Source organism: Psychromonas sp. psych-6C06 (assembly GCF_002835465.1).
Taxonomy (GTDB): Bacteria; Pseudomonadota; Gammaproteobacteria; order Enterobacterales; family Psychromonadaceae; genus Psychromonas.
Map to the genome: position 1 here is coordinate 561,152 of NZ_PIZM01000001.1, position 24,875 is coordinate 586,026.

A 24,875-nucleotide genomic window follows, 5' to 3' on the forward strand; every position below is an offset into this window, starting at 1 on the left:
AATTGATGAATGAAGCTTAATATTACGGACTTATTAAAAAATCATCCATTTTTATTATGCTTTTATCATTGAGTTAGCGGAAATAATCACCACATTGTTATTAACTTAAGCTGAATTTATGCAATTTGCGTAAATAACTATGCAATAGAAGCGATTTTTGAGTCACTATCTTGTGAGATTGAGCCCTTTCAATTAGAATAACTTTTTTTAAAAATACTAAATAAGCCTGCTTGATAATGGCTCTCAACAACGGGTTGTTGGATTAAGCAGATTGTCTAGCACATAAGTTAAATGCATATAGCATGGTAAGGAAAACAATGACTAAAACTATGTATGAAAAAATCTGGGATGCGAACTTAGTTCACGAGCCAGAATCAGGATCGCCACTTCTGTTTGTTGACAGACACCTAATGCACGAAGTAACAAGCCCACAAGCGTTTGAAGGTCTGCGTCTTCAAAACCGTGGTGTGCGAAATGTACACAGCATTCTAGGTACAATCGATCACTGTGTTCCTACCAAAGATCGTTATAACATTGTTGATGCTATTGCTAAAAAGCAAGTTGAAACAATGACTTCTAACTGTGCTGAGAACGAAATTAACTTATATGGTATGGATAGTGACCAAAACGGTGTTATTCATATCGTTGTGCCTGAGCATGGTTTTGTTCATCCCGGAATGGTTGTTTGTTGTGGTGATAGCCATACAGCAACACATGGTGCGTTTGGTGCATTAGCTTTCGGTATTGGTACGTCTGAGGTTGAGCACATCATGGCAACTCAAACGTTACAACAGAAAAAAGCGAAAACAATGCTGGTTAAAGTTGAAGGTAAATTACCTGCTTACTCAACGGCAAAAGATATCGCACTTGCAATCATTGGTGTTACAGGTACGGCTGGCGGTACTGGTTACGTAATGGAATTTGCTGGTAACACAATCACAGATCTTACGATGGAAGGTCGTATGACATTGTGTAATATGGCAATCGAAGCCGGTGCTCGTGCAGGTTTAGTTGCACCTGACCAAGTAACGTATGATTACTTAAAAGGGCGTGAATTCGCACCTAAAGGCGATTACTGGGAGCAAGCTGTTGCACATTGGGAATCAATGAAAACCGATGATGGTGCACAGTTTGATGAAGTGATCACACTTAAAGCTGAAGATATTGCGCCACAGGTTTCTTGGGGTACATCTCCAGAGCAAGTTATTTCAGTCACTGGCTCTGTACCCGCTCCTACTGACTTTGATAACGAAGTTAAAGCGACGGCATGTGAAAGTGCACTTAAATACATGGACCTTAAAGCAGGCCAGAAGATCACAGATATCCACGTTGATATCGTTTTCGTTGGTTCTTGTACTAATGGTCGTATTGAAGATTTCCGCGCAACAGCAGAAGTTATCAAAGGCAAAAAAGTAGCGCAAGGTGTGCAAGCAATTGCTGTACCTGGTTCTTTCCCTGTAAAACTTCAAGCTGAGAAAGAAGGTCTAGACAAAATCTTTATCGAAGCAGGTTGGGAATGGCGTGATCCAGGTTGTTCAATGTGTTTAGCAATGAATGGTGATGAGCTAAAAGACGGACAACGTAGTGCATCTACTTCGAACCGTAACTTCGAAGGTCGTCAAGGTAAGGGTGGTCGTACTCACCTTGTTTCACCTGCTATGGCAGGCGCTGCATCAATTGCAGGCCACTTCGTTGATATTCGTGATTGGAAATAGGAACTAGATAATGCAACCATATATTAAACATACAAGTATCGCGGCCTTAATGGATCGTAGTAACGTTGATACAGACCAAATTATCCCTAAAAACTTTATGAAAAAAGTAGAGCGTACAGGTTTTGGCGTAAATTTATTTCACAACTGGCGCTACCTTGCGGATAACATTACACCAAACCCAGATTTTGAACTAAACAAACCTGCTTTTCAAGGTGCTAAAATTTTAGTAACTGGCGAAAACTTTGGATGTGGTTCATCTCGTGAGCATGCGCCTTGGGCGATTGCTGACTACGGTTTTAACACTATTATCTCAACAAGTTTTGCTGATATTTTCTTCAGTAACTGTTTCAAAAACTCAATCTTACCGATTGTTGTAACTGAAGAGCAATTAGCTTCATTAATGGCTGAAATTGCTGCTGACGAAGGTGTTGAGTTTACTGTTGATTTAGCTGAGCAAAAAGTAACTACTCCAGGTGGTCTGGAAATCAACTTTGACGTAGATGCTTTCCGTAAGCAGTCTTTACTTGAAGGCTTAGATGACATCGGTTGGACTCTGACGCACGAAGACAAAATTGCTGCGTATGAAGAAGCAAATAAAAAGAAACTACCTTGGCTTTGGCCTAGCGCATAATTGCGTTAGCCAATAAGCTAATTAAAAAGGCGCATTTGTTGCGCCTTTTTTATCACAAGAATTTATTGCACGATTTATAAAAAATAAAATGAAGCGTGCAATAGATTTTTAGCCAAAGATTAATGGAGTAACGCAATGATAAAGCAGGCATTAACTGTTGAACTAATGGACACCACGCTACGTGATGGTGAACAAACACAAGGGGTTTCTTTTTCTCCTGCTGAAAAAGTAAGTATTGCTAAGGCGTTATTACAAAAATTAAAAGTTGATCGTATTGAAGTGGCTTCTGCTCGTGTTTCTGACGGAGAAAAAGAGGCCGTTGCACAACTTAATGATTGGGCTACCAAAGAAGGTTATGTTGATCGTATTGAAGTATTAGGGTTTGTTGACCACAAGCGCAGTGTGGATTGGATCGTTGAGGCTGGTGGGCGAGTATTAAACTTATTAACAAAAGGTAGCTTAAAGCATTGCAGTGAGCAATTGAAGAAAACCTTAGATGAACACCTTTTAGAAGTAAAAAAAACCATTAAATACGCGCAACAACAAGGTTTAAAAGTAAATGTTTACCTTGAGGATTGGTCTAATGGTTACAAAGACAGCCCTGAATACGTGTACGAAATGTTAACAAAGCTTCAAGGTTTGGATATCCAACATTTTATGTTACCAGATACACTTGGTGTGATGTCTCCCGATGAAGTTTTTATTAGTCTGAGTGATATGACCGAACGCTTTCCGACAAGTAAGTTTGATTTTCACGGACATAACGATTACGGCTTAGCGACAGCAAATGCAATGTATGCGGTAAAAGCAGGCGTTTCTTCAATTCATTGTACAATGAACTGCTTGGGTGAGCGCGCTGGTAATGCTTCATTAGCAGAGGTCGCGGTTGTACTGCAAGATAAATTGGGTGTTAATGTAAATATTGATGAAACCGAAATTCATACACTCAGTCAACTTGTAGAAAACTTTTCTGGTAAGCGATGTGCTGATAACACACCGATTGTTGGCGCTGATGTATTTACGCAAACAAGTGGTATTCATGCCGATGGTGATAAAAAGGGCGGACTATATATTTCTGCGTTAACACCTGAGCGTTTTGCGCGTTCACGTAGTTATGCACTGGGTAAAATGAGTGGTAAGGCTTCTTTAGCGAAAAACCTAGAAGCAATGGATATTGAGCTAGATGACAGCCAGCAACAAAAATTGTTACAACGTATTGTGCGTTTGGGCGACCAAAAAGCAACCATCAGTGCCGATGATTTACCTTTTATTATCGCGGATTTACTAGAGCGTAATGAATATAATTATGTTGAGTTATTAAACTGCTCGATTAATTCAGGGTTAGAGCTAGAATCAACGGTGAGTATCCGTGTGCGCATTAATGATGAGGTTTATAAAACCAGTGGCAGTGGTAATGGTGGCTTTGATGCCTTTATCCGCGCAATGAAAAAAGTACTCGATAAAGCGCAGTTTGTATTCCCTGAACTTATCGATTACCAATTACGTATTCCACCGGGTGGTAAGACTAATGCCTTAACAGAATGTACGGTTACATGGTTAGATAATGGTGAACAGATCACAACACGTGGTGTAAATGCAAACCAAGTATTAGCGGGTATTGGTGCAACAATTCGCATGATAAATTTAAAAATGCACACGAAATAGATAAGGGTAAAAAGATGAGAGTATGTGGCGTAGAGCTGATAGGTAATGAAGCAATTATTGCAATAATGCAATTAAAAGAAGGGCTGTACGATGTACCTGTGGTACGTGCCAATAAATTCAACTTAGTTGATGGCATAAATACTGTTCCACTTAAAAAATTTCAAGCAGACTTTAAACAATTAATGACTGACTATAAAGTTGATACTGTTGTTATTAAACAACGCGCTCAAAAAGGTAAATTTGCAGGTAGTGCATTGAGTTTTAAAATTGAAGGTGCACTTCAGCTGTTAACTGATGTCAATGTACATGTTATCTCAGCCGCGTATATCAAAGAAGGTTTATCTGGCGCACAAAATCAGCCTACAGCAGTTGAGCTTGGCCTTAAGAAGTTCCAAGAACAAGCGATGCTAACTGCTTTTGGATATTTAGAACAGCAATCGTCATAATTTTACGATTGTGAGATGATAAAACCAAAGGGGCTCCATGATTGAAGCCCTTTTTTTATGTTTGTATTATCTTAGCTAATGACAATATTACCAATAACAAAAGCGATCATCACTGATGCGCTAATCGTCACAATGCCAGGCAATAAAAATGGGTGATCAAACACATATCTTCCAATACGAGTAGAGCCGGTATCGTCCATCTCAATAGCCGCCAGTAAAGTCGGGTAAGTTGGTAACACAAATAGTGCACTAACCGCAGCAAAAGAAGCGATAGCTGCAACAGGGGCAACCCCCATTGCCAACGCAGCTGGCATTAATGCCGCTGTTGTTGCACCTTGCGAATAAAGCAACATTGAAGCGAAGAATAATACCAACGCTAACATCCAAGGGTAGCTTGCTAACAAAGCACCCGATAAATTTTTAATATCATCAATATGCCCATTAACAAAGGTTGATCCTAACCATGCAACACCAAGTACACAAATACAGGCGCACATGCCTGCTCTAAAGGTTGGCATTTGCGTAATTTCATTAACGTTAAGTTTACATTTCGTGGCAATTACGCCTGCCGTGGCAAGCATGATAGACATAATAGCTTCACTGCGACCGATGGTTGGGTTTTCAATAGTCCCGGAAAGTAAAATGGCATAAGTGACCACTAATATAATTGAAATAACAAAAGCATAAACTGAAAATTTAGCATTGGAAGTCGGCTTATATTCGTATCGTTCGCGTTGCTTGATCAGTCCTTCCTTTAATCGCTCCTGATAAACTGAGTCTTCAAGTAATGGCTTTCCAAGTAAATTAGCGATAATTGCACCGATCATCACAGCGACAAAAGTAGATGGAATCGCAATTAATAACAGTTGTAGATAACTAACCCCCATTGGTTGTAGCATGGCTGCAAATGCAACCACAGCGGCCGATATTGGAGAAGCCGTAATTGCTACCTGTGATGCAACCACAGCGATACTGAGTGGTTTAGAAGGTCGTATGCCTTGCTCTTTCGCGACTTCAGCTATAACCGGTAAGGTTGAAAAAGCAGTGTGTCCTGTGCCTGCTAATAACGTCATGAAATAAGTTACTATAGGGGCTGCAAAAGTAATGTATTGCGGATGTTTTCGAAGCATTCTTTCTGATAGATGAACTAAGTAATCAAGCCCTCCAGCACGTTGCATCGCTGCAATCGTGGCAATGACCGACATAATGATTAAAATTACTTCAACCGGAATAAAAGCCATACTGGTTTCCATGCCTGACAAAGCGAGGACGATAACACCTGCCCCTCCAGCATATCCAATACCTATGCCACCTAAGCGAGCACCGATAAAAATAAACACTAAAACTGTTGCAAGCTGTAACCAAAGCATAAATCTTTCCTGTCAAATAAATGTTATTATAATACTAATGTGTATTGTTATTATAATAGATCAAATAACGCGCTTTTTAAATTAACTTAAGAAATTAGTTTGTGAAAAAATGATAATTTGAATGTATGTAACGATGGTGACTCATTAACTATAGCGTTATAGTAATCATTTGTTAGCGAGAATAACCATGAATGAAATACACTGCCCATTTTGCTTGAAAGTAAACAGTTGCAATGTACAAAGTAGGGACTGTTGGTGCCATAACGAATCAATTCCAGAAGCGCTTTTTGAGTTATTACCCGTTGATTCTAAGAACAAAAGTTGTATTTGTTGGCATTGCATTAGATTATTTAATGAAAATGAACAAGCATTTAAGGAACGACTAAATGGCAAAGCCAAATAAAAAAGGGCCCACTAAAACCATCGATATTGCTTGTAGTAAATGCCAAGCGTCATTATATAAATACCGAAAAGCAGGCAAAGGTGCGTTGGTTAAGTGCTTTAAAGAACGCATTAGCATCGATTATACGCAAGGAGGGGGAAACTGCCCTAAATGTGGTAGACAATTTGCGCGAGACACTTTAATTCGTGGTACTCCTGCATTTAAAATTATTGGTGGTAAGGTTACTTATTAACCTTCTCGTATTAAAGCTGGTTCACGAATCTAATTATATGCATAAAAAAACAGCAAACAGAATAGATAGTTAAAACAATTATTGACAGTTTAAACACGATAAAGCAAACTAGCTCTGCTTTCCCAAGCAAAGGAAATATCGCTCGCTTAACTCAGTTGGTAGAGTGCCGCCATGACATGGCGTAGGTCACTGGTTCGAGTCCAGTAGCGAGCACCATTTCTTTACCTATAATAAATATTATCACAAAACAACTCATCCAATTAACATCTATTTGTTAGCTAAAAAACTTAAGAAATCTATCTAGTTACTCTAACTACAATAAATAACCTCATTTCTGAATAAGCAAAGCGATACAATACCGCTATTTTCGCGAATTTCGGCGTTAAACCATCTACCAATAACCAGTTATTGCGAAGATAATTTTGCTTTGAGCTACGCAAAACTAAAGGCACTTTTTTATAAAAGTAGCAACATCATGATTTTAAACGCCTCCAATAACTAGAATTGAGGAGAAATAGCTTAATTCAAGGCATAAGGTGAGATAAATGGTTGCTCTCTTTAGGAAACTTATAACTGGGTAATAGGAGCGTCGCCTCTGGCATAACTGCCTACTGCTTCAAATACTGAAACAATATCAGTATGATTTTCACCTGGCAAATGGCGCCACCATAGATAAAAAAAGAAGGTCGATTAAGACGAGCAAGTGCCATTAAGTAATCTGGCATATTTTTATCACAACCGCCAAGCGCGATAATACCGTCGTGTCCCATGCCTGCGGAGACCGCTTCGATTTAATCGAAAATCACTTCACGCGAGACCAAAGAATATTTTATGCCTTCGGTGCCCATTGAGATACCGTCGGACATTGTAATAGTGTTATAAATAACACTATTAGCTCCGGAACTATCGACCCCTTTACCTACTTCTTCGGCAAGCCCGTTGATATGCATGTTGCAGGGCGTTACCATTGACCAAACTGAGGAATACCAACCTGCGACTTGTTAAAGTCTTCATCTTCAAAACCAACTGCTCTTAACATAGAACGACTAGGAGCTTGTGCTACATCATCTACAATTTTTTGTGAATATTTACATGGTTTATCTTTACTCATAGCTTGATATTTCTTTTCAGTTTCAATAAATGCAATATGGAAGGTGTTAGCAAATAGCTCCCAATGAAATCTGAGTTAATTCAATAAAGGCAAGGGGATCTTCACCCATGCTTTTTATTTTGATGTGATCGGCGAAACCAAGTCGCGCAGTCATGAATAACCAAAAGAGCGCACTCATTAGGCCTACTATTCGCCACAGTGTTTTTTTTGCCCACTTCAGTGCAAGCGTAATCGACAATACGTAAAATACAAATCCCGCGAGTTTAGAAGAGCCCCAGCCATTAACAAATGGATATAAATTAAGCGGGTTTACGATGAGTAAATAAATAAAGGTACAGATAAAGAGTGCATATAAAATATGTGGCCCAATTTTAAGTAATTTATTATTAACCATGTCAGATTCTTTCATTGTTAATACAAAGTTAATCATAAAAAAGATAAAAGTGAGCGCAATTATCGCCAGATGGGTATGTTTAATTATCATGTACATGTTGTTGGTTCCTAATATTAATGAAAACTATTTCCACTTGAGGGCCCAGTATATAGTCTGTAGTGACCATTAAAAACCATACATATTGTATTCTTTTAAACGAAGCGCCTTCGTTGCAAGAACGAGTTAAATCCACAAATTTTTTATTGTTCTACAATAAAGCTACTATTTCTGCTTTTGGAGTTTTTATGGCGAATAAAATTCATGTACTAATAGCTGATGATGAGCCTCTTAATCTTGAACTAATGGAAGAGATCTTAGAGGATGATTATAAAGTCGATATGGTCAGTTCTGGGCAAGAGTGTTTAACGTTTTTACAAGCAAATAAGCCTGATTTATTATTGCTTGATGTTGCGATGCCTAATATGAATGGATATGAGGTCTGCAAAGCAATCAAAGCAGATGAAGACCTTACGCTTCCTATCATTTTTGTGTCTGCTCGTGGCGCAATAGAAGATCGTTTATTAGGGTATGAGGCAGGTGGGGATGATTATCTCGTTAAACCCTTTAATTGTGATGAGTTGTTAGCCAAAGTACAGAGTTTGGTTACTTTTGTGAATCAACAGAAAGAACTCGATTCACAATTACAGAGTGCTCGTGATATGAGCATGATGGTCATAACAAATACGGGTGAAATGGGGGTTATTGTCAATTTCATAAGACAAACGTTTGAATGTAATGATCTCGAATCGCTTTCAAAAGCTGCTTTTGAGGCTTTAGAACAACTTGATTTACACAGTACAGTGCAGTTTTACGACGACAATAATACATTTGATACTTATGATTCTAGTGGAAGTTTTAAACCCGTTGAAGCGGAGTTACTGCAATTGGCGCGTTCAAAAGGGCGTATATTTAACTTTAATCAGCGATGTATTTTAAATTTTAAAAATTGTTCGCTATTAATTAAAAATATGCCTGAAGACGAAGAGATGAAAGGGCGCTTTTTAGATCATACTTGTATGTTGATGGAGGGTCTAAATGCGCGCTTTATTGCGATTTCTCAAAGTAAAATAGTCGATGAAAATGCACAAAAAAATAAACAATTACTAGAAGATACAAAAGATAGCATGATGGCTGCACAACAAGGTTTACAAGAGCAAAGTAAACAAGCAGTAAGCGTTGCACAACAACTTATTCACCAGTTAGAGCGCGACTTTTTATCATTAGGCTTAGATGAAGATCAAGAAAAATATCTGATTAATTTAATTGAAACGAATACTCAGAAAATAGCCGATATTTTTCACAAAAATGATGTCGTTGATGACTATTTTGCAAAGATGCTGTCAGCGTTAAAGTGATTTTGCATGTTGTAGTGGAATCTGAATAGTAAATTTGGCCCCCTCTTTAGGGGGGACTAAATTGTTTACTAAAATATCTGCATTATGGTAATTACAAATATCTTTACAGATTGACAGCCCTAACCCGGTTCCACCCGCTCCTGTATTTGTATTTGAAGACTGGGAAAACTTTTCAAATATATGGCTAATTTCTTGTTCGGGAATTCCCACACCCTGGTCTTCAATTATAATTTCAGCAATATTAACGATCTGTTGTTCTTTTTTAATCGTTTTTTTAGATATCTCAATAAAGATAATACCTTCATCTGGTGAGAATTTAATGGCATTATTAATGATATTGTAAAATACCTGGTGGATACGATTAACGTCCATCTCCACCATGATGTCACTGTTGGGGCTATCTGTGACAATAGTAATTTGTTTCATATTAATGAGTGAATCTAGCTCTATTAGTACATTATTCATCACCTCGTTTACCAGTGCACTTTCAAAATTAAATTGCATCTCTCCGGCTTCAAGTTTTGAAAGGTCCAGTAAGTTATTGAGCAACAATAATAACCGAGAGCCACTAGTATGAATTCGATTAAAATATTTTATTAATTTTTGTTTTTCTACTTTTTCAATTTTGTTAAGTCCAAGTTCTGCAAAACCTAAAATACCCAACATTGGGGTACGTAACTCATGAGAAATATTCGCTAAAAATTCTGATTTAGCTTGATTCGCATTTTGTGCTTCAGTCACCGCTGTTTCTAATAGTTTCTGTTTATGCTCTAACTCATTTTTCATGGAAAAGAAGGAACTAATCAGAAGCTGCACTTCATCCCCTTCATTTTCAATTGTATGTTTTCCGCCTTGAAAGTCTTCGATACTCTCACGTAGTTTGATCAGTGGATTAATGATCAAGCCAATTGCGTACATGACCAGTATTAGCAAGAGAATGAATAAAACAATAGAGCTACTTACCTCATAATAAAAAAGGGTTTCAATATTTTCATCTGCCTCAGATTGAACAATAGAAAAAGAATGATGGATATAATCTCTTAGTTGGCGCTGCAATAGCTCTTTCTCATCGATTAATAATTGTTTATGCTGCGGAGAAGTAGAGCTTAAATTATTGATCTCCATCTGTTTTAGTATTAGTAACGCGCTATACTGCATCATTTTTTCTGCAAGTCGTCGCTCTTCTATTTCATCTATATCGTCATTATTTAATACATTTTGAAGGTTTTCTTTTGCTAATTGCGATACTTTATTTAACTCCTTAATGCTAACAAAACGAGAAGATGCAATAGCGACCTGATGATCTAATTGTGAGAGCAATTTATGGTCGGTAAAAGCGTCGTTTTTTACTTTTTTAAACAGCATGTTAAAGGCAAACACGTATATTAAAAGAATTAGAAAAAGAGTTGTTGCAGTAGCGAGAAAGACTTTGGTTCGAATAGATAATGTTGCTAGTTTGAATGACACATTAAATTCCTAACAGGTAATGACGTATAAAAATTATAAGTCGCCTATGAAAAATTGCCATTCTTGATAATTACCTTTTGCTCTAGCCACTAGTTTTCATCTTGCCGGGTTAAACAAAACTGATAAAGGTGATGGTAGGCCGGTAGTAAGGTGCTTTGAATTTGCCCAGCAGACTCCTGAATTAATAAACTATCACCAATCACAATGTCACAGTTAAAAGGAACAAATAACCCTTCTCCGCGTGGTAATGAACGACCTAACCCATGCATGACAATCGGGGTTATTGGCACATGACCGTATTCCTTAGAAAGATAAAATATTCCTCTTTTAAGGTTGGACAATTGCTCTGGCTCGCCACGAGACCCCTCAGGAAAAACCACCAAAATATCACCGTTGTCGAGTGCTTTTAAACACTCACTGAATATCTCATCACGAGCTGTACCGCCTTTTCTATCAAGCGGGATAATGCCAATCACATTTAACGAAAACCAGGCTAAGAGCCTATTGGATAGAAAATAATCCGCAGCAGCCACTGGACGTACTTTATGTATTTTAGATAACGGATAAAGACTAATTAACACCATCGTATCAAGGTGACTGTTATGGTTTGGGGCTAATAAAGCTGGGCCTTTTTGCGGTAATTTTTCTCTAAAGGAGATGTTTAAACCCAAGACAATAAAGACGATTGGCTTAATCAATAGTGCAAAAAATAGTATTTTTAGGATACGTGAAATCATCATTAATAATGTAAAAAGTAGAGGTAGTGAAAGAATAAAGGAGCGGTATAAATAAGGCTATCAATGCGATCTAGAATACCACCATGGCCTGGAATGAGTTGACTACTGTCTTTAATTTTTAAATCTCGTTTAACCGATGAAAGAACGACATCACCAAAAAAACCACCAATACAAATAATTAGACCTGCACCCAGTCCTTGCACCCATGTAAGCGGGGTTAAATAAGGTGTAATAAACCCAGAAGTAATGGTAAGTGTTAGCAGTCCTCCGATAAAACCTTCCCATGTTTTATTTGGGCTAACTTTAGGAATTATTTTATGTTTACCGATCATTTTTCCCCAAATATATTGGCACACATCGTTAAACTGAGTCATGAATATCAAGTATAAAATAAGTCCGACACCACCTCCTAACGTATTTTTTTCAGGTAAAACCAGTAAAAATGCGATATGACTAACTGAGAAAACGGTGAGCATGACCGCCCAATGCAAGATCCCTGCTGATTTTATAAACCCCTTTGTTTCACCAACTAAAACCATACGGATCGGTATAAAGAGAAATACATAAATAGGGATGAAGATAATAAACATACCGAAATAGGCTTGGCTAACCCAATAATACTGAACTGGAATTGAAAGGTATAACCAAAAAACAGCACGCCTGTCTGCCATGCGCATGGGTACTATCGATAAAAACTCTTTTAATGCTAAAAAGCTTAAAAAAGCAAAGAATACGATGGTGGCAGTATGACTAAAAATGAAAACGAAGAACATGATGCCAATCATCCACCACCATGACTGAATACGTTGTCTTAATTCAGTATAATCGGTCTGTGGCGATCGAAAGCCAAGTATTAAACGGCTTGAGGTTGCAATGATCAACATTGCTAAGACACTCATCATGGCATACTTCGAATGTAATGGAATGTGTTCAAACATGTTGTTTTCCTTGCTCTGAATTACCTAGTGTCCGTTGATCTTTCGAGTTTGTTTTTGCAACAAATGTTGCTGTTCGGGGTCAACACAACACGCTTTTCCCTTGATTTATTTGACTACGTCAAACAGTACGGAATACAAAATCAAAAGACGTTTTGCTATCTGTTAGAGGAAACTCGCTTAGAATAACTAAGCCACATTCCGTCTGCCTTGCTTAAAACGCGTTGTGTTGAACAACATTTAAACGTCAAAGATTAACATCCCCTAGCTTAGTGCTTAAAAATTGCTGGTATAAATCGATATTAATAGCCATATACTTGGATTGCACATAACGTGGTCTAATGCTTTTTAATTCGTTTTCTATTTCTGCGTTACTTTTACCGTTGAATAACATCCAAGCCCAAATCACTAACACGGATCTTGAGAGCCCTAGTGCACAATGTACATAAACGCCCTGTTTTATGGATTGTTCTATAAGCATCACCGCCTGATGAATTGCTTGCGGTGATTGAATAGTTTGATCGAGAAAATTTAAACGATGCTGTGCAAGTCGCGTTTCATTACCTTGTAACTCGCTGGCTAAATTTATCACTGTATTCACTCCTAAATCGGCTAACTGCTGATATTCTTCAGTTGTAGGGAAACGACCAAAATAGAGTTTGTCATTCACCTTAGCGAACAAGGGTAATGAGCGTTTATAGTAACGCCAAGAAAGTTTACTGCCTAAAAAGTAGGGGGCAAATATGAGCCATTGCCAAAGGTTGGCCTTGTGGCCTGGTTTGACTAATAGATCATTTAAACCAAATGCATAAACAAGACTGACACTTAATAGTGATAAAAATGGGTATATAAAATAGACGCTTACTTTAAAGCTAAGCACCATCATTAAAATGCTTGAAAGCAGGAAATACAGCGCCATTTTTAAATGTCGGGGTGTCATAAAAGATGTTAATAGTGAAGGACTTCGTTTGGGGGTGAACATTGTGATTGCAGTAAAGCCAACCAGTAACCCTGTTGGTAAATCAACAAAGTGATGTTGAAATACAAATAGCGTTGAAATGATGATTAATAATAACCAACACCCTAATAATGCTTTTAGCCATAATGCTTTCATATGCTGTTGCATACTAAACCAAAAAACAATGGCAAAGCTAACATGCAAAGAAGGTAACTGATTAAAGGGTTTATCTGCTTCTAACAAAGTAAATAAAAATGGGAATTGAATAATTTCGGGTTTTACAAATGAAAATTGCAGGGGCATAACCACAAACATAGCGACAGAGAGTAAGACAATAAAAGCAACTCGTACGGCAAGGGTCCGTAACTCAAGCCTATTTTGAGCCAATAAAAAAGCAATCACAAAAATAATGTCAGATGACATGTAGGGGATGATAAATATCTCAATAAAGGGAATTTGGCTTTCCCATGCAAACAGCCATGATGGGTGTGGCGCAGTCAAGCTAGCAAATTCATTGGCAGAGCCATATAGCAGAAAGAACAAAATACCAAGATAGGCAAGCCACACAAATCGTTCCTTGAGTGTAGCGGGGGCCTGCATAGAAGCATTGAATGAAGCTTCCATGCCATTCTTTGGCTTGGGTTGTGGTGATGTAATTCCCATTATGCAACCGACTCGCTTTCACTTAGGTCGGTGAGCGAAACATTTACCGACTGAGTGCTATTAGGAGAAAATGTAGCTGTTGAAACGGTAAAAATTCCCCAATTATCGATTAGCATATTATCTTTTTTGAAACCAAATTGAGCAAAAATATTATCTAATTCATATTGGCTACGGCGACGCATGATCCATTTACTTTGCTGGTGGTTTCCTAATACGTGTGCTATTTGATGTAGCTGGGGGTGCCAAGGTTGTCCGGTATAGATAAGCTGTGTATTGTTATCAATCATTGAACAAATGCCTTCAATCGCTTTACTAATAAGGGAATTGTCAGGAAATAGTTCAAATACGCCAGAAATCACCACAATATTAGGTTTAAAATCGGATTGTTTATAATTATTCAGATCAAATGCATCGCACTGACTATAACTGATATTGTTCAATCCTCGCTCTTTGGCAAGTAGCCACCCTTGATCTACATTTTGTATTTGGTAATCGCGTACTTGAATATTCACATTACGATATTTATTCGCAATTTCAATTAAATAACGTGCTGGCCCCCCTGCAATATCAAGAATATTAACTTCTTTACCCTCTGCTTGTAATGCATGTATTTTTTCTTCTAATAGTTTGATGGTATGTATTTTACGTTGGCGAATTCCTTTCCAGCCAATGCTGCTGAGGTAGCCTTTATCAATGAACCGCCCGATAGCTCCCACGCCTTGTGGTTTGTTTTTATAAACATGATCAAGTGTCACGCCTGAATCAAAACCATACTGCAAACCAACTTGCATCCCTTTACTTAAAAAACCTAAATATTTCATTGAGGTACGCTGCAGTAAAAAATTCATATTAGTGAAAAGAGGGAGAGTGCCATAGCTGATTTGATCACATTCTTGCTGCGCAATGTTAACGAGTTTTTTGCGCAGACAAGACTGTTTTGAAGCAAAAGATTGCGCTGCAAACTTTGCAATCTCATCAATCGCAATTTGTGCATTTTTTTCATATAAGACCCCATGAAAAAAATTATCGAGTAACACGAAACGTTTATTCTCAGAAGAGAGTCGAGCATAAAAATCGCCTTGGACCTTCGAATCGACGACATAATCTTTACCTGCAGAAAGCACTAATGTAGGGACAGTGATCATTGCTGCATCATCAACAATTCGTTCACCTGTCTCAAGCAACGTAGTGAGTTGTCTGGCAGGAATATGAGGCGTAATAAGTTCATCACTGTCATATTTTTGCTGTTCATTTTTATCGTGGGTTAAATATTTAGATTTAACATAGGAGGTGATGTTAAGCGTCGGAAAAGCTTTCACTGCCTGTGTTAAAACCGGTTTCGCGAAGGGAACATAAAGTTTAATTTTGAATGCCGGCGCGACTAAGGCCATTCCATTAATTTGTGGTGCATAGTCATGTACCCATGTAGAGGCGACTACCCCAGCAACTGAATTTGCGACCACAAATATCTCATCTTGTTGTTTGTCTTCTTTACGACAAACGAACTGCACAAAGGCATCTAAATCGCGAACCATATCCATGAACTCAAATGTGGCAGATAAATCGGTCATTCCATGGCCACGGTTGTCAAAAGAATAGATGGTGTAACCTAAAAATGCTTGGTTATTAGCAATTTGCTCAAGGCGAAGTGAGTGTTCATGGCCTCGGTGTAAAAGTAATAAAATTTTGCCATTGTTCATTTCCTTATTCTGCCAACGGCGGTAGAACAGAGTATTATTATCGAAACTTGAAAAGGTGCCCGTTTGCATTTGCAGGGCTTGAGGTTTTGTATTGTCCTGTTGTAAATCGATATCGTTAACACTCATTTTTTCGTTTCCTTTAAATTGATAATAAAAGCAATTGTTTCTAAGGTATGTTGATTTTGCCGTTTAGATTTATATATTACGTAGTGTTTGAGCTAGTAAAATAGCGCAAATATAAAGCCGTCAAAGGGAAGTTAAATAGCAATATATGTTTCAGCCCCTAAATTACTGTTTTTCCAGTTGGTGGCCTCGGTTCATTCGGCGATATAAGGTCAATAAACCCAATAGTGTCGCGGTGCTTAAGTAAAGTGAAGTCCAGGTTATATTAATAAGTTCAAAGCTTAATAATATCGCCAATAAACTGATCACAAAGGCTCTATCGCTTTTGCCCATTGGGCCATCATATCGGCGCTTTGCCGTTAACGTTTGTGCAACCACACCGGCCATTTCTGTAAAAATACCAACTGTCACAAAGGCGACCAATAAACTTGGGGAAACACCTGCAACGTAGGCGAGAGGAAGATACATCACGACATCAGCCATAACATCTGTCATCTCATTGAGCATTGCGCCTTTTTTAGTTTGCTGATCATGCTCACGTGCTAGCATGCCATCGATCGCATTCAACGCCATTCGAAGAAATAAAATGATGGGTAAGGCTAATAAAGTCCAAACAAGCGTATGACTAAAATAGATAAACACACCGCAACATAACGACAATAGCATCGCCGCGACAGTCACTTGGTTAGGAGTAATATTTTCGTGAGCAAGTTTTTTGACGATTGGTCTGAGGAGATCCTGAAACTTAGGTTTGAGATCATAAATGGTTAACATAAAAACATCTTCTTTGTGTTGATTGGTTAATAGAGTAAATATGTACTCTTAGTGCTAAAGAGGGGACACTTTATGGCGTAAAGTAGAGAATAATTTTAAATCGCCCCTAAATAATATCGGCAACAATATCATAATAAAATGATGACTGTTTGTTTTGTCACGCAAAAGTCATGTTGTATATATGTTTATACAATTTTCGTAAAACCCAATCAGCTTTATCTCTAAAATTGACCGTTAATTCCTGTTATTCACCATTTGTCGCATCGATAAGATCTGTTCCAACGCTTGATTTATTGTTTAACCATCAAAACAACCAAGGAGAGAGTCATGAATACGTTATTAAGAAATACTGTCGGTGCGATTTCAATTAGTTTATTAACGGTGTTATCAGCGCATGCCACATTAACTGAAAACGATATCGCTATTTATAATCAAGCGGCTGCCGGAGATGAAGATCAGGTTGAGCCTGCATACTACGTTTTTAAACAGCTTATAAAAAATGAGGGAGCGACAGCACTAACCTTGGTCTATTTAGGGAGCATAGAAACACTAAAAGGCCGTGATGCTTGGATGCCTTGGACGGCAATGAAACATGTTGAAAAAGGCCTTTCTACTATCGACAAAGGATTAACATTGTTAGCATCAGAGCCGAATATTGAACAACAGTCACGCTATATGGGACTTAATGAAAGTTATTTAGCGCGGGCATTAGCGGCGACAACCTATTCAAGTTTGCCGGATATGTTTAACCACTTTGAGCGCGGGTATGATCTGTTTGTTGAACTACTTGCTGAGCCACAATTTGAGCAACAACCATTCCCAGCGACCGCTTGGATTTACAACTACGCAGTACAAGCCGCACTTCGTGCAAACGATATCCAACAAGCACAACAATGGTTAAACACGATGCGACAGCAAGATAAAACACATCCAGAAACGCTTTCCGCTCAAGAAGCTGTAAAAGGGGAGCAATCATGATCACCTTTGATAATATCAGTAAATCATATCAATTAGGCTCACAGCAGGTGCAAGCATTAAGAGGGATTAACGGGCAGATTCAACAGGGCAAGATGATCGCACTTTGTGGTCCGTCTGGCTCAGGTAAAAGTACATTGTTAAGCATATTAGGCTTATTAGATATGCACTATCAAGGGCAAGTCTCGCTTAATGGACAAACATATCCTTGCGACCCTATAAAAGCAGCTAAATTGCGCCGCAATCAATTTGGTTTTGTATTTCAACGTTTTAATCTCGTGCCAGTCATGACTGCTTTAGAAAATGTTGCTTATCCGTTACACCTGACTGGTTATGATCGTGAAGAGCAGAAAAAACGTGCGACACAAATATTATCGCGCGTCGGATTGGAAGATTTTATTCATCATCGTCCAGATAACCTATCAGGTGGACAGCAACAACGGGTTGCAATTGCACGAGCCTTGGTTCACCAGCCACAATTAGTGATTGCCGATGAGCCCACAGCCAGTTTAGACAGCGAAACTGCAACTTTAGTGATTGACCTAATGAAAGAGTTAGGTAAAGAGATCGGCAGTACCTTTATTGTTGCCACGCACGACCACCGTATGGCTCGCCATTGTGATAACAGCATTAATCTATTGGATGGCATGATAAATAAGGAGCAGATGCAATGGGCAAGCTAAATTTTTTAATTCCCGATACTTATCGTATTGCATTCCTTAATTTATTGCGTAATAGCCGTCGTAGCATGTTATCGGTCCTAATTATTAGTATCACTGTGTTTGCATTAACAGGCGCGGGGGGATTTGGGCTATACACCTATGAATCACTTGAAGAATCAACGGCGCGTGATACTGGGCACTTAACCTTAAGTACACCAGACTATTTTGAAAAAGAGGAGGAAACACCACTCGCGAATGGCCTTATTAAATCTGAAAAGTTAATAACCACGATAATGAAATATGAACAAGTAAGAAGTGTACAGCCCCGCATTAGTTTTACTGGTTTAATCTCTAATGGCAATAAATCCACCATATTTATGGGCACTGGTGTAAATGATAAAGAGTTTGATATGAAAGGGCCATTTTTAGATATGCGCCAAGGTAAAACACTTTCTAATATTCATTCACACCGTTATAACCACGAACAACCTGAAATTATGCTAGCCACTGAGCTGGCAAAAAACCTAAATGTAACAGTGGGGGATTGGATCACGCTATTAGCAACGACAAGTGAAGGGGCATTAAATGCTTTTGATTTTAAAGTAAAAGGGATCTACTCAACGGGTGTACCTGATTTAGATAAACGCCAGTTATACATTCATATCGATTCCGCACAATCGCTATTGGCCAGCAATAAAATCAGTACATTATCGGTTTTTCTTTTTGATACGGCGAGTACAAAAAAAGTGCAACTGTTACTAGAAGATGCATTGAATGTAATGAACTTAGATGAGCCACTTGAAATAACGCCATGGCAAGAGCGCGCGTTTTTTTATGACAAAGTAAAAGATTTATACGATCTGATTTTTGGAGTAATGGGGGCGATTATGGCATTGGTTGTCTTTGTCGCATTGTTTAATACCATGACAATGTCTGTGACTGAACGAACTCGAGAAATTGGCACGCTATCAGCATTAGGTAATTATCCTAATGAAATTATCGCTATATTTTTACGAGAAGCGACCCTATTAGCTGTTATTGGTGTAATTATTGGCAGTATTGCCACGGCAATCACCAGTTTGACGCTGTTAGTTGTGGATGTACAAATGCCTCCGCCACCAGGGAGAACCGAAGGGTATCCTCTAAATATCTACTTTTCCTATGAACTAGTGGTGTTTGCCGCCATTGGTATCACCTTTATCTGTCTATTTGCAGCATTCCTTTCCGCATACAAGGGTGTGAATAAACCTATTACAGAGGCGCTTATCTATGTTTAAATTTATTCCAATGTTCATCATGTTAGTTACTCCCGTGTTTTGTATTGCCAATCAACCACTGAGCAATCAGCAAGTGCAGCAATTAATTACACAAGCCGATAGCTATCGACTTGGCGAGGAATCAGCCAAAGTAGTATCAAAAGCGACACTTTATAAACAAGGGAAACAAGATAAAACTCGTCAATACACCGTCTATACGCGAGCGAATAGAGAGTCGCTGGTGATATTTAATGCACAAGTAGAAGCAGGGCAAAAAATGCTGATGTTAGGTGATAACTATTGGTTATTAATGCCTAAAAGTCGCCGTCCTATTCGCATAACACCGATGCAAAAGTTATTAGGCGAAGCTTCAATTGGTGATATATCAACGCTTACTTGGAGTGAAGACTACCAAGGCCACTGGTTAAGCGAAGCACAATTGAGTTTTGTTGATCTCGATGGGAGTAAGCAACGCACTGATACACATAAACTAAGGCTAGAGGCTAAAACAAAGGGCGCGAGTTATACCGCTATCACGCTTTGGTTAGAGAAAGAAACAGGTTTTCCGGTCAAGGCAGATCTCTTTTTACAATCAGGAAAAATGGCTAAACAAGCTTGGTTTACCAAAGGGATGAGAGACGGAGAAGAAAAAGTTATCTCAATGCAACTTGATGATCAAATCCAAAACCAACAGCAAACAGTGATTGAATATTTATTAGTTGAGCCCGTTGAAATTGCCGATAAATATTATAACCCATCATATTTATCGCGTACTAAAAGCTTAGCGCTATGAGTATCTCGATTAAAACTATGCTGTTTAGCATTTCATTAATTGCCAATTCAACCTATGCAAGTGAGTTGGCAATGCAATGGGACTGGACTCTCAGCGCACAAACCAGTAAACAACAATCGACTGTTTTCAATCCAGTTATAGCATCGCCTACCGCGTTACAGTCAGTGAATGGATTATTTGATGCACAACTTGATTATCAAGGGTTTAGTGCATCGGTTGCGCTCAAAGCAGATAATATTTACCACTCCAATAACGACTATGAGTACAAAACAACATTTATTCTCAGTGAGCTATTTTGGCAAGGTAGTATTAGTAATGCGATAGACCTACAAATAGGGAAGGTTCGTGTGGATTGGGGAGTGGGTTACGGATATCGACCTTTAGACATTTTTACGCCATACCGGAGAAATCCCGTTGGTATTCAAGTTGAAGAAGGTGCGGGTATCGCATCCCTTTCATATTTCGATGCGTTGGGAGAGTGGACGCTCATTTACAGCGACTCTTCATGGAATCAACAACTTGGTAACCAATTAGATGAACAAGCTACACAACAAGGTATTGGCATTCGGCGCTATGGGTTAATTGATGATACCGAGTATCAATTTGTTGCATATTATGATGACGTTCGCCATGGCTTAATAGCCACCAGCTTGGTGACGGTATTTGATGAGGCATGGGAATTTCATGGCACGGCTTTATATCAAAACAAATTTCTTGGATATCAACAAAAACAGTATGGTGCTGTCCACTTAGAAAAACAAAATAACGGTTATCAAGCGTTAGCTGGGTTAACATGGGCACATAGTACTGGCCACACCATCATTTTTGAATACTGGTATGACAATCGGGCTTGGAATAAGCAACAATGGCAACAAGCTATCAATGATGGGGATCAATATTATCAACAAGGTTACACCCATAGCAATATTGTTGCGCATAACCTAATGCTACACTGGGCTTTTGATAACAGTATATTGAAAGACGTTGTACCGAGCATGGATTTATTATATTCACCGCAAGATAATGGTTTGATTGTCACGCAATGGATAAGTTATTTACTTCATGACTCGGGACGAAGTAAAATCGAAATCCAACTAGCCGCGCGCTTTTTCACCGGAAAGCATGATGCAGCCTATGCCAATTTACCTGATCAACACACCTTTCTCGCCAATTTAAAAGGACGTTTCTGATGACCGCAACAGAAAATAGCAAAAAAGGGCTTTTTAATACTTTCACATTTACCAGCCTATTTTGCTTAATAGTCGCAGGGTTAACTTATACATTATGGGGAGATCCCTTATATATCCATCTGGTGATCAGTTTTGGCTACGGGTATAGCACCATCCTTTGTGAACGTATCTTGCAACGTTTCTTTCCCTGTTTGAAATATTTAATGTTGAACTTTATGGCACTGTTTATGGCAATCATAATAGGTAGTATCAATGCTTTTTTATGGTTACAGCAGTATGATAAATATGCGTCTTTAGATTCATTAAAACCTGTTATTTTCCTTGGCCTTATTTTTACCGCTATCTGTTATTACTTTTTTCATACTCATGAACAAAAAGCACTCGCCATTCAAGCATTAGAAAAAGCCAAGCGCAAAGAATCTGAACAAGAAAAAGCGCTGATATTAAGCCAACTAAATCAATTACAGAGTCAAATTGAACCGCATTTTTTATTTAATACCCTTGCCAATTTACGTGCACTGATTGAATTAGATCCCAAAAAGGCAACCACCGTACTTGATAAACTCACTGATTTAATGCGCAGTACCTTAACGAGCAATCGCGCTGCCTTAACCAATTTAAAGCAAGAAACACAATTACTGAGCGCTTATTTAGACATTCAAAAAATTCGCTTGGGTGACCGTTTAAGTTACCGTATTATCGATAAAATTGAAGAAACGCTAAGCATCCCACCGTTCCTTATTCAGCCATTAGTCGAAAATGCACTTCAACATGGTATTGAACCAAAAGCAGAGGGAGGTGAAGTTGTTATTTGCTTTGAAATACAGCAAGATAAGTTGTTGATCACTATTTCAGACAACGGCTTAGGCTTACAAGAAAATCCCACAAGCAAAGGCAACGGGATAAGCTTACAAAACATCCAAGATCGTTTGGCAAGCCTCTTTGAATCAACAGCTTTTCTCTCCATTCAACAAAATAAAGTAAGTGGAGTCAGCTCTATCGTAAGCATTCCTTTGGCGCAGCTACAACAACTTCATCAGGAACATAAATAATGGCTAAATACACCGCAATCATTGCAGATGATGAACCTTTATTACGCTTTCATCTACAAAAAATGCTGACCGACATTTGCCATGATATTGAGATTGTTGCACATTGTGAAAATGGTCAGCAAGCACTACAGGCGATTGATGAACTTAATCCTGATTTTTTATTTTTAGATATTAAAATGCCAGAGTTAGATGGAATGGAGGTCGCTAAAAAGTTAGCGAGCATGAAGCAAGCACCGCTAATCGCATTTATCACCGCCTATGATGAGTTTGCTGTTAAAGCCTTTGAAAATAATGCGGTTGATTATTTACTTAAACCGATTTCTGAAAATCGATTAATCAAAACCTGCGACAAACTTAAATTACAAAAGAAGCAAACACCAACGAATGATAATAGCGGGGCAGTATTAACCGATCTTTTACAACAAATTCAGCAGTTATCGAGCAATGCACAGCCAGACTACTTAGTTTGGGTAAAAGCGTTTAAAGGGGAAGATCTGCACTTGATCGCGATTAACGACGTATTATTCTTTAAAGCAGAAGACAAATATATCTCCGTATTTGCTCAATCGCAGGGCACGTTAAATGAATACATTATTCGTAGCTCTTTAAAAGAGCTTCAACAAAAACTCGATAGCGAACAGTTTTGGCAGATTCATCGTTCATGTATTGTTAATGTTAGCAAAATTGACAAAGTGAAAAAGGATCTACTGGGTCACATGAAAGTGCATATTCAAACTCATAAATTACCGGTGAGTCGTAGTGGTCAGAGTTTGTTTAAAGGCATGTAAGCCAAAAATATTAACCACGTGAATTTCAAACTACGTGTTTTTTACTTTTTAGTATTTGTTATGATTCAAAGAAGCACAGTTTGTTGTTATCTAAATCTCTGACATAAGCAGAATAATGAATCCCTTTTTCATGTGGTTCACCCTCACATGTTCCCCCCAAATCAATCGCCTTTTGGTGAAGGCGTATAACCTCTTCACGTGATTCAACGTTAAAACCAATCATTGTTCCATTTCCGTTGCTTGCTGGCTCTTTATCAAAGGGGATAGCGATTGCAAATGCGAAGTCTTCAAATAACCAGAAAGTCATTCTCTCTGTTTGGGAAGTTTGATAGGGAGTAGTATGGTCAAACAATGCATTGTAAAACTCAACGGCCGCTTGCATGTTGTTTGTTCCTAGTACCGTGTAGCTCATTTTCATTGTTTAATCTCCTCTAGTTGAAAAGTATATCGGCACGTGACAGTGTCTTAATACTAATCGGTGCATGAGAATGTTATTGCTGGTGAATACAGCAATAGTGGCCTTTGATTCATTCGGCCACATCGCATTGAATATATAGTTTTAGCGTAAACGTTGTTGCAACCAACTAGAAATATCTGCTATTTGTGCTGCACACACACTATGTTCCATCGGATATTGTGAATAACTCGGTGTAAAACCAAGTGACTGCAAAGTCTGCAATGCCTTTTCGCCAAGTTGCGGTAATACCACATTATCGTAACTGCCATGCATAATATTGATATCAAGTTGCTTATTATTAGCATCTATTTCGATGCTGTCTTTAGTCGCAAAGTAGGTCGACATTGCTAACAGTCCAGCTAAAGATTGACCAAAGGATAAAGCCGCTTGATAAGCCACCGCGCCTCCTTGTGAAAAACCAGCCAGAATAATCCGGTTAGCAGGAATACCGCGCTGTATTTCACGCTCAATTAGTGCTTGTACCGCGTTAGCAGATTGCGTTAGTTGTGCCACATCGACTTTACGGTCAATACTCATATCTAAAATATCGTACCAAGCAGGCATGGTCATGCCCCCATTGACCGTGACGGGAATAGAAGGGGAGTGCGGAAAAATAAAACGAATTGCGAATTGTTCTGGGAGCTGTAACTCTTTGACTATGGGCTCAAAATCATGCCCATCAGCGCCTAGACCATGTAGCCAAATTACCGAAGCGCTTGCTTCATGAGTTGGCTCAACTTCAACACAGGATAAATATTGCATAAAGGTTCTCAATTTGGAGGAATAATAGTAACTATACCTATCCATTATGGAGATTCAACTCATTGAAATACCTTATACTAATCAGGATAAATAAGTGGTCTAACATTTTGTAGGAAAAATCAATATGAATAAGGTGTTTGATTGAGCAATAGCAGGTTATTGGGTTAAAAAACGAGTGGGCATTGTGTTGAACCTTAGGGCAACGTTTGTTGACACAATTTA

The 24,875-nt window shown here is 38.5% G+C and carries 23 protein-coding genes, 1 tRNA gene and 1 pseudogene; 14 read left to right on the forward strand and 11 right to left on the reverse strand.

Annotated elements, in window-relative coordinates:
• Positions 1-317 precede the first annotated feature (317 nt).
• The 4 genes from leuC to CW745_RS02530 all read left to right on the forward strand — a co-directional run bounded on the left by leuC (position 318) and on the right by CW745_RS02530 (position 4,457).
• Positions 318-1,715, forward strand: a complete 1,398-nt coding sequence (leuC, locus tag CW745_RS02515; protein WP_101106936.1) for a 3-isopropylmalate dehydratase large subunit — start codon at positions 318-320, stop codon at positions 1,713-1,715.
• A gap of 10 nt (positions 1,716-1,725) precedes the next feature.
• Positions 1,726-2,346 carry a 3-isopropylmalate dehydratase small subunit gene (gene leuD, locus CW745_RS02520; protein WP_101106937.1) on the forward strand — a complete coding sequence of 207 codons (621 nt, stop codon included), beginning with the start codon at positions 1,726-1,728 and terminating at the stop codon, positions 2,344-2,346.
• Between the two features lie 135 nt (positions 2,347-2,481).
• On the forward strand, positions 2,482-4,011 hold the full coding sequence (locus tag CW745_RS02525) for an alpha-isopropylmalate synthase regulatory domain-containing protein (protein WP_101106938.1): 1,530 nt from the start codon (positions 2,482-2,484) through the stop codon (positions 4,009-4,011).
• Positions 4,012-4,025: 14 nt separating this feature from the next.
• A complete protein-coding gene (locus CW745_RS02530; protein WP_101106939.1) occupies positions 4,026-4,457 on the forward strand; it encodes a DUF3010 family protein in 432 nt (143 codons plus the stop codon).
• A 71-nt stretch (positions 4,458-4,528) separates the two neighbouring features.
• On the opposite strand, the gene CW745_RS02535 is transcribed toward CW745_RS02530, so the two are convergent.
• Entirely contained in the window at positions 4,529-5,827 is a 1,299-nt protein-coding gene (locus CW745_RS02535; RefSeq protein ID WP_101106940.1) for an anaerobic C4-dicarboxylate transporter, read from the reverse strand.
• 386 nt (positions 5,828-6,213) lie between these two features.
• Between CW745_RS02535 and CW745_RS02545 the strand changes: the two genes are divergently transcribed.
• Both CW745_RS02545 and CW745_RS02550 read left to right on the forward strand, forming a co-directional pair.
• Positions 6,214-6,462, forward strand: coding sequence for a hypothetical protein (locus CW745_RS02545; protein ID WP_101106942.1), 249 nt, complete (start codon positions 6,214-6,216; stop codon positions 6,460-6,462).
• A 140-nt stretch (positions 6,463-6,602) separates the two neighbouring features.
• Positions 6,603-6,678: transfer RNA gene (locus tag CW745_RS02550), tRNA-Val, on the forward strand.
• A gap of 354 nt (positions 6,679-7,032) precedes the next feature.
• On the opposite strand, the pseudogene CW745_RS17040 reads toward CW745_RS02550, so the two are convergent.
• Positions 7,033-7,573 (reverse strand): annotated as a pseudogene (locus CW745_RS17040) (dihydroxy-acid dehydratase); the annotation flags it as partial.
• A 46-nt stretch (positions 7,574-7,619) separates the two neighbouring features.
• Positions 7,620-8,063: a SirB2 family protein gene (locus CW745_RS02560; protein WP_101106943.1), complete on the reverse strand. Its 444-nt coding sequence runs from the start codon at positions 8,061-8,063 to the stop codon at positions 7,620-7,622.
• Positions 8,064-8,251: 188 nt separating this feature from the next.
• On the opposite strand from CW745_RS02560, the gene CW745_RS02565 reads away from it, so the two are divergent.
• The gene (locus CW745_RS02565) at positions 8,252-9,361 is read left to right on the forward strand and encodes a response regulator (protein WP_101106944.1); all 1,110 of its coding nucleotides are present in this window, start codon (positions 8,252-8,254) and stop codon (positions 9,359-9,361) included.
• Here the strand turns inward: CW745_RS02565 and CW745_RS02570 are convergent.
• The 6 genes from CW745_RS02570 to CW745_RS02595 all read right to left on the reverse strand — a co-directional run bounded on the left by CW745_RS02570 (position 9,353) and on the right by CW745_RS02595 (position 16,718).
• Positions 9,353-10,828 (reverse strand): HAMP domain-containing sensor histidine kinase, encoded by a 1,476-nt coding sequence (locus CW745_RS02570; protein WP_101106945.1) that lies wholly within the window; start codon positions 10,826-10,828, stop codon positions 9,353-9,355. The two genes, CW745_RS02565 and CW745_RS02570, sit on opposite strands and share 9 nt — an antisense overlap.
• Positions 10,829-10,917: 89 nt before the next feature.
• Positions 10,918-11,568, reverse strand: a complete 651-nt coding sequence (locus CW745_RS02575; protein ID WP_202973139.1) for a lysophospholipid acyltransferase family protein — start codon at positions 11,566-11,568, stop codon at positions 10,918-10,920.
• On the reverse strand, positions 11,568-12,503 hold the full coding sequence (locus CW745_RS02580) for a phosphatidate cytidylyltransferase (RefSeq protein WP_101106946.1): 936 nt from the start codon (positions 12,501-12,503) through the stop codon (positions 11,568-11,570). The genes CW745_RS02575 and CW745_RS02580 overlap by 1 nt, the downstream gene beginning before the upstream one ends.
• 244 nt (positions 12,504-12,747) lie before the next feature.
• A complete protein-coding gene (locus tag CW745_RS02585; protein ID WP_101106947.1) occupies positions 12,748-14,121 on the reverse strand; it encodes a dual specificity protein phosphatase family protein in 1,374 nt (457 codons plus the stop codon).
• Entirely contained in the window at positions 14,121-15,947 is a 1,827-nt protein-coding gene (locus CW745_RS02590; protein WP_202973140.1) for a bifunctional alpha/beta hydrolase/class I SAM-dependent methyltransferase, read from the reverse strand. The genes CW745_RS02585 and CW745_RS02590 overlap by 1 nt, the downstream gene beginning before the upstream one ends.
• 162 nt (positions 15,948-16,109) lie before the next feature.
• Positions 16,110-16,718, reverse strand: a complete 609-nt coding sequence (locus CW745_RS02595) for a CDP-alcohol phosphatidyltransferase family protein (protein WP_101106948.1) — start codon at positions 16,716-16,718, stop codon at positions 16,110-16,112.
• Between the two features lie 327 nt (positions 16,719-17,045).
• Here CW745_RS02595 and CW745_RS02600 point away from each other — a divergent pair, with 327 nt between their 5' ends.
• From CW745_RS02600 to CW745_RS02630, 7 genes are read left to right on the forward strand one after another with little or no spacing between them, the layout of a single operon-like run.
• Positions 17,046-17,696: a hypothetical protein gene (locus CW745_RS02600; protein ID WP_101106949.1), complete on the forward strand. Its 651-nt coding sequence runs from the start codon at positions 17,046-17,048 to the stop codon at positions 17,694-17,696.
• The gene (locus CW745_RS02605) at positions 17,693-18,376 is read left to right on the forward strand and encodes an ABC transporter ATP-binding protein (RefSeq protein WP_101106950.1); all 684 of its coding nucleotides are present in this window, start codon (positions 17,693-17,695) and stop codon (positions 18,374-18,376) included. Before CW745_RS02600 ends, CW745_RS02605 begins: the two co-directional genes overlap by 4 nt.
• Entirely contained in the window at positions 18,364-19,632 is a 1,269-nt protein-coding gene (locus CW745_RS02610) for an FtsX-like permease family protein (RefSeq protein ID WP_101106951.1), read from the forward strand. The genes CW745_RS02605 and CW745_RS02610 overlap by 13 nt, the downstream gene beginning before the upstream one ends.
• Positions 19,625-20,404 (forward strand): outer membrane lipoprotein-sorting protein, encoded by a 780-nt coding sequence (locus tag CW745_RS02615; RefSeq protein ID WP_101106952.1) that lies wholly within the window; start codon positions 19,625-19,627, stop codon positions 20,402-20,404. Before CW745_RS02610 ends, CW745_RS02615 begins: the two co-directional genes overlap by 8 nt.
• Entirely contained in the window at positions 20,401-21,594 is a 1,194-nt protein-coding gene (locus tag CW745_RS02620; RefSeq protein ID WP_101106953.1) for a hypothetical protein, read from the forward strand. Before CW745_RS02615 ends, CW745_RS02620 begins: the two co-directional genes overlap by 4 nt.
• Complete coding sequence (locus tag CW745_RS02625; RefSeq protein ID WP_101106954.1) at positions 21,594-22,646, forward strand: histidine kinase; 1,053 nt, start codon at positions 21,594-21,596, stop codon at positions 22,644-22,646. The genes CW745_RS02620 and CW745_RS02625 overlap by 1 nt, the downstream gene beginning before the upstream one ends.
• Positions 22,646-23,434, forward strand: coding sequence for a LytTR family DNA-binding domain-containing protein (locus CW745_RS02630; protein WP_101106955.1), 789 nt, complete (start codon positions 22,646-22,648; stop codon positions 23,432-23,434). Before CW745_RS02625 ends, CW745_RS02630 begins: the two co-directional genes overlap by 1 nt.
• A 58-nt stretch (positions 23,435-23,492) precedes the next feature.
• Here CW745_RS02630 and CW745_RS02635 read toward each other — a convergent pair whose 3' ends face one another.
• Positions 23,493-23,852 carry a VOC family protein gene (locus CW745_RS02635; protein ID WP_101106956.1) on the reverse strand — a complete coding sequence of 120 codons (360 nt, stop codon included), beginning with the start codon at positions 23,850-23,852 and terminating at the stop codon, positions 23,493-23,495.
• A 141-nt stretch (positions 23,853-23,993) separates the two neighbouring features.
• Positions 23,994-24,653 carry a carboxylesterase gene (locus tag CW745_RS02640; RefSeq protein ID WP_101106957.1) on the reverse strand — a complete coding sequence of 220 codons (660 nt, stop codon included), beginning with the start codon at positions 24,651-24,653 and terminating at the stop codon, positions 23,994-23,996.
• Positions 24,654-24,875 lie beyond the last annotated feature (222 nt).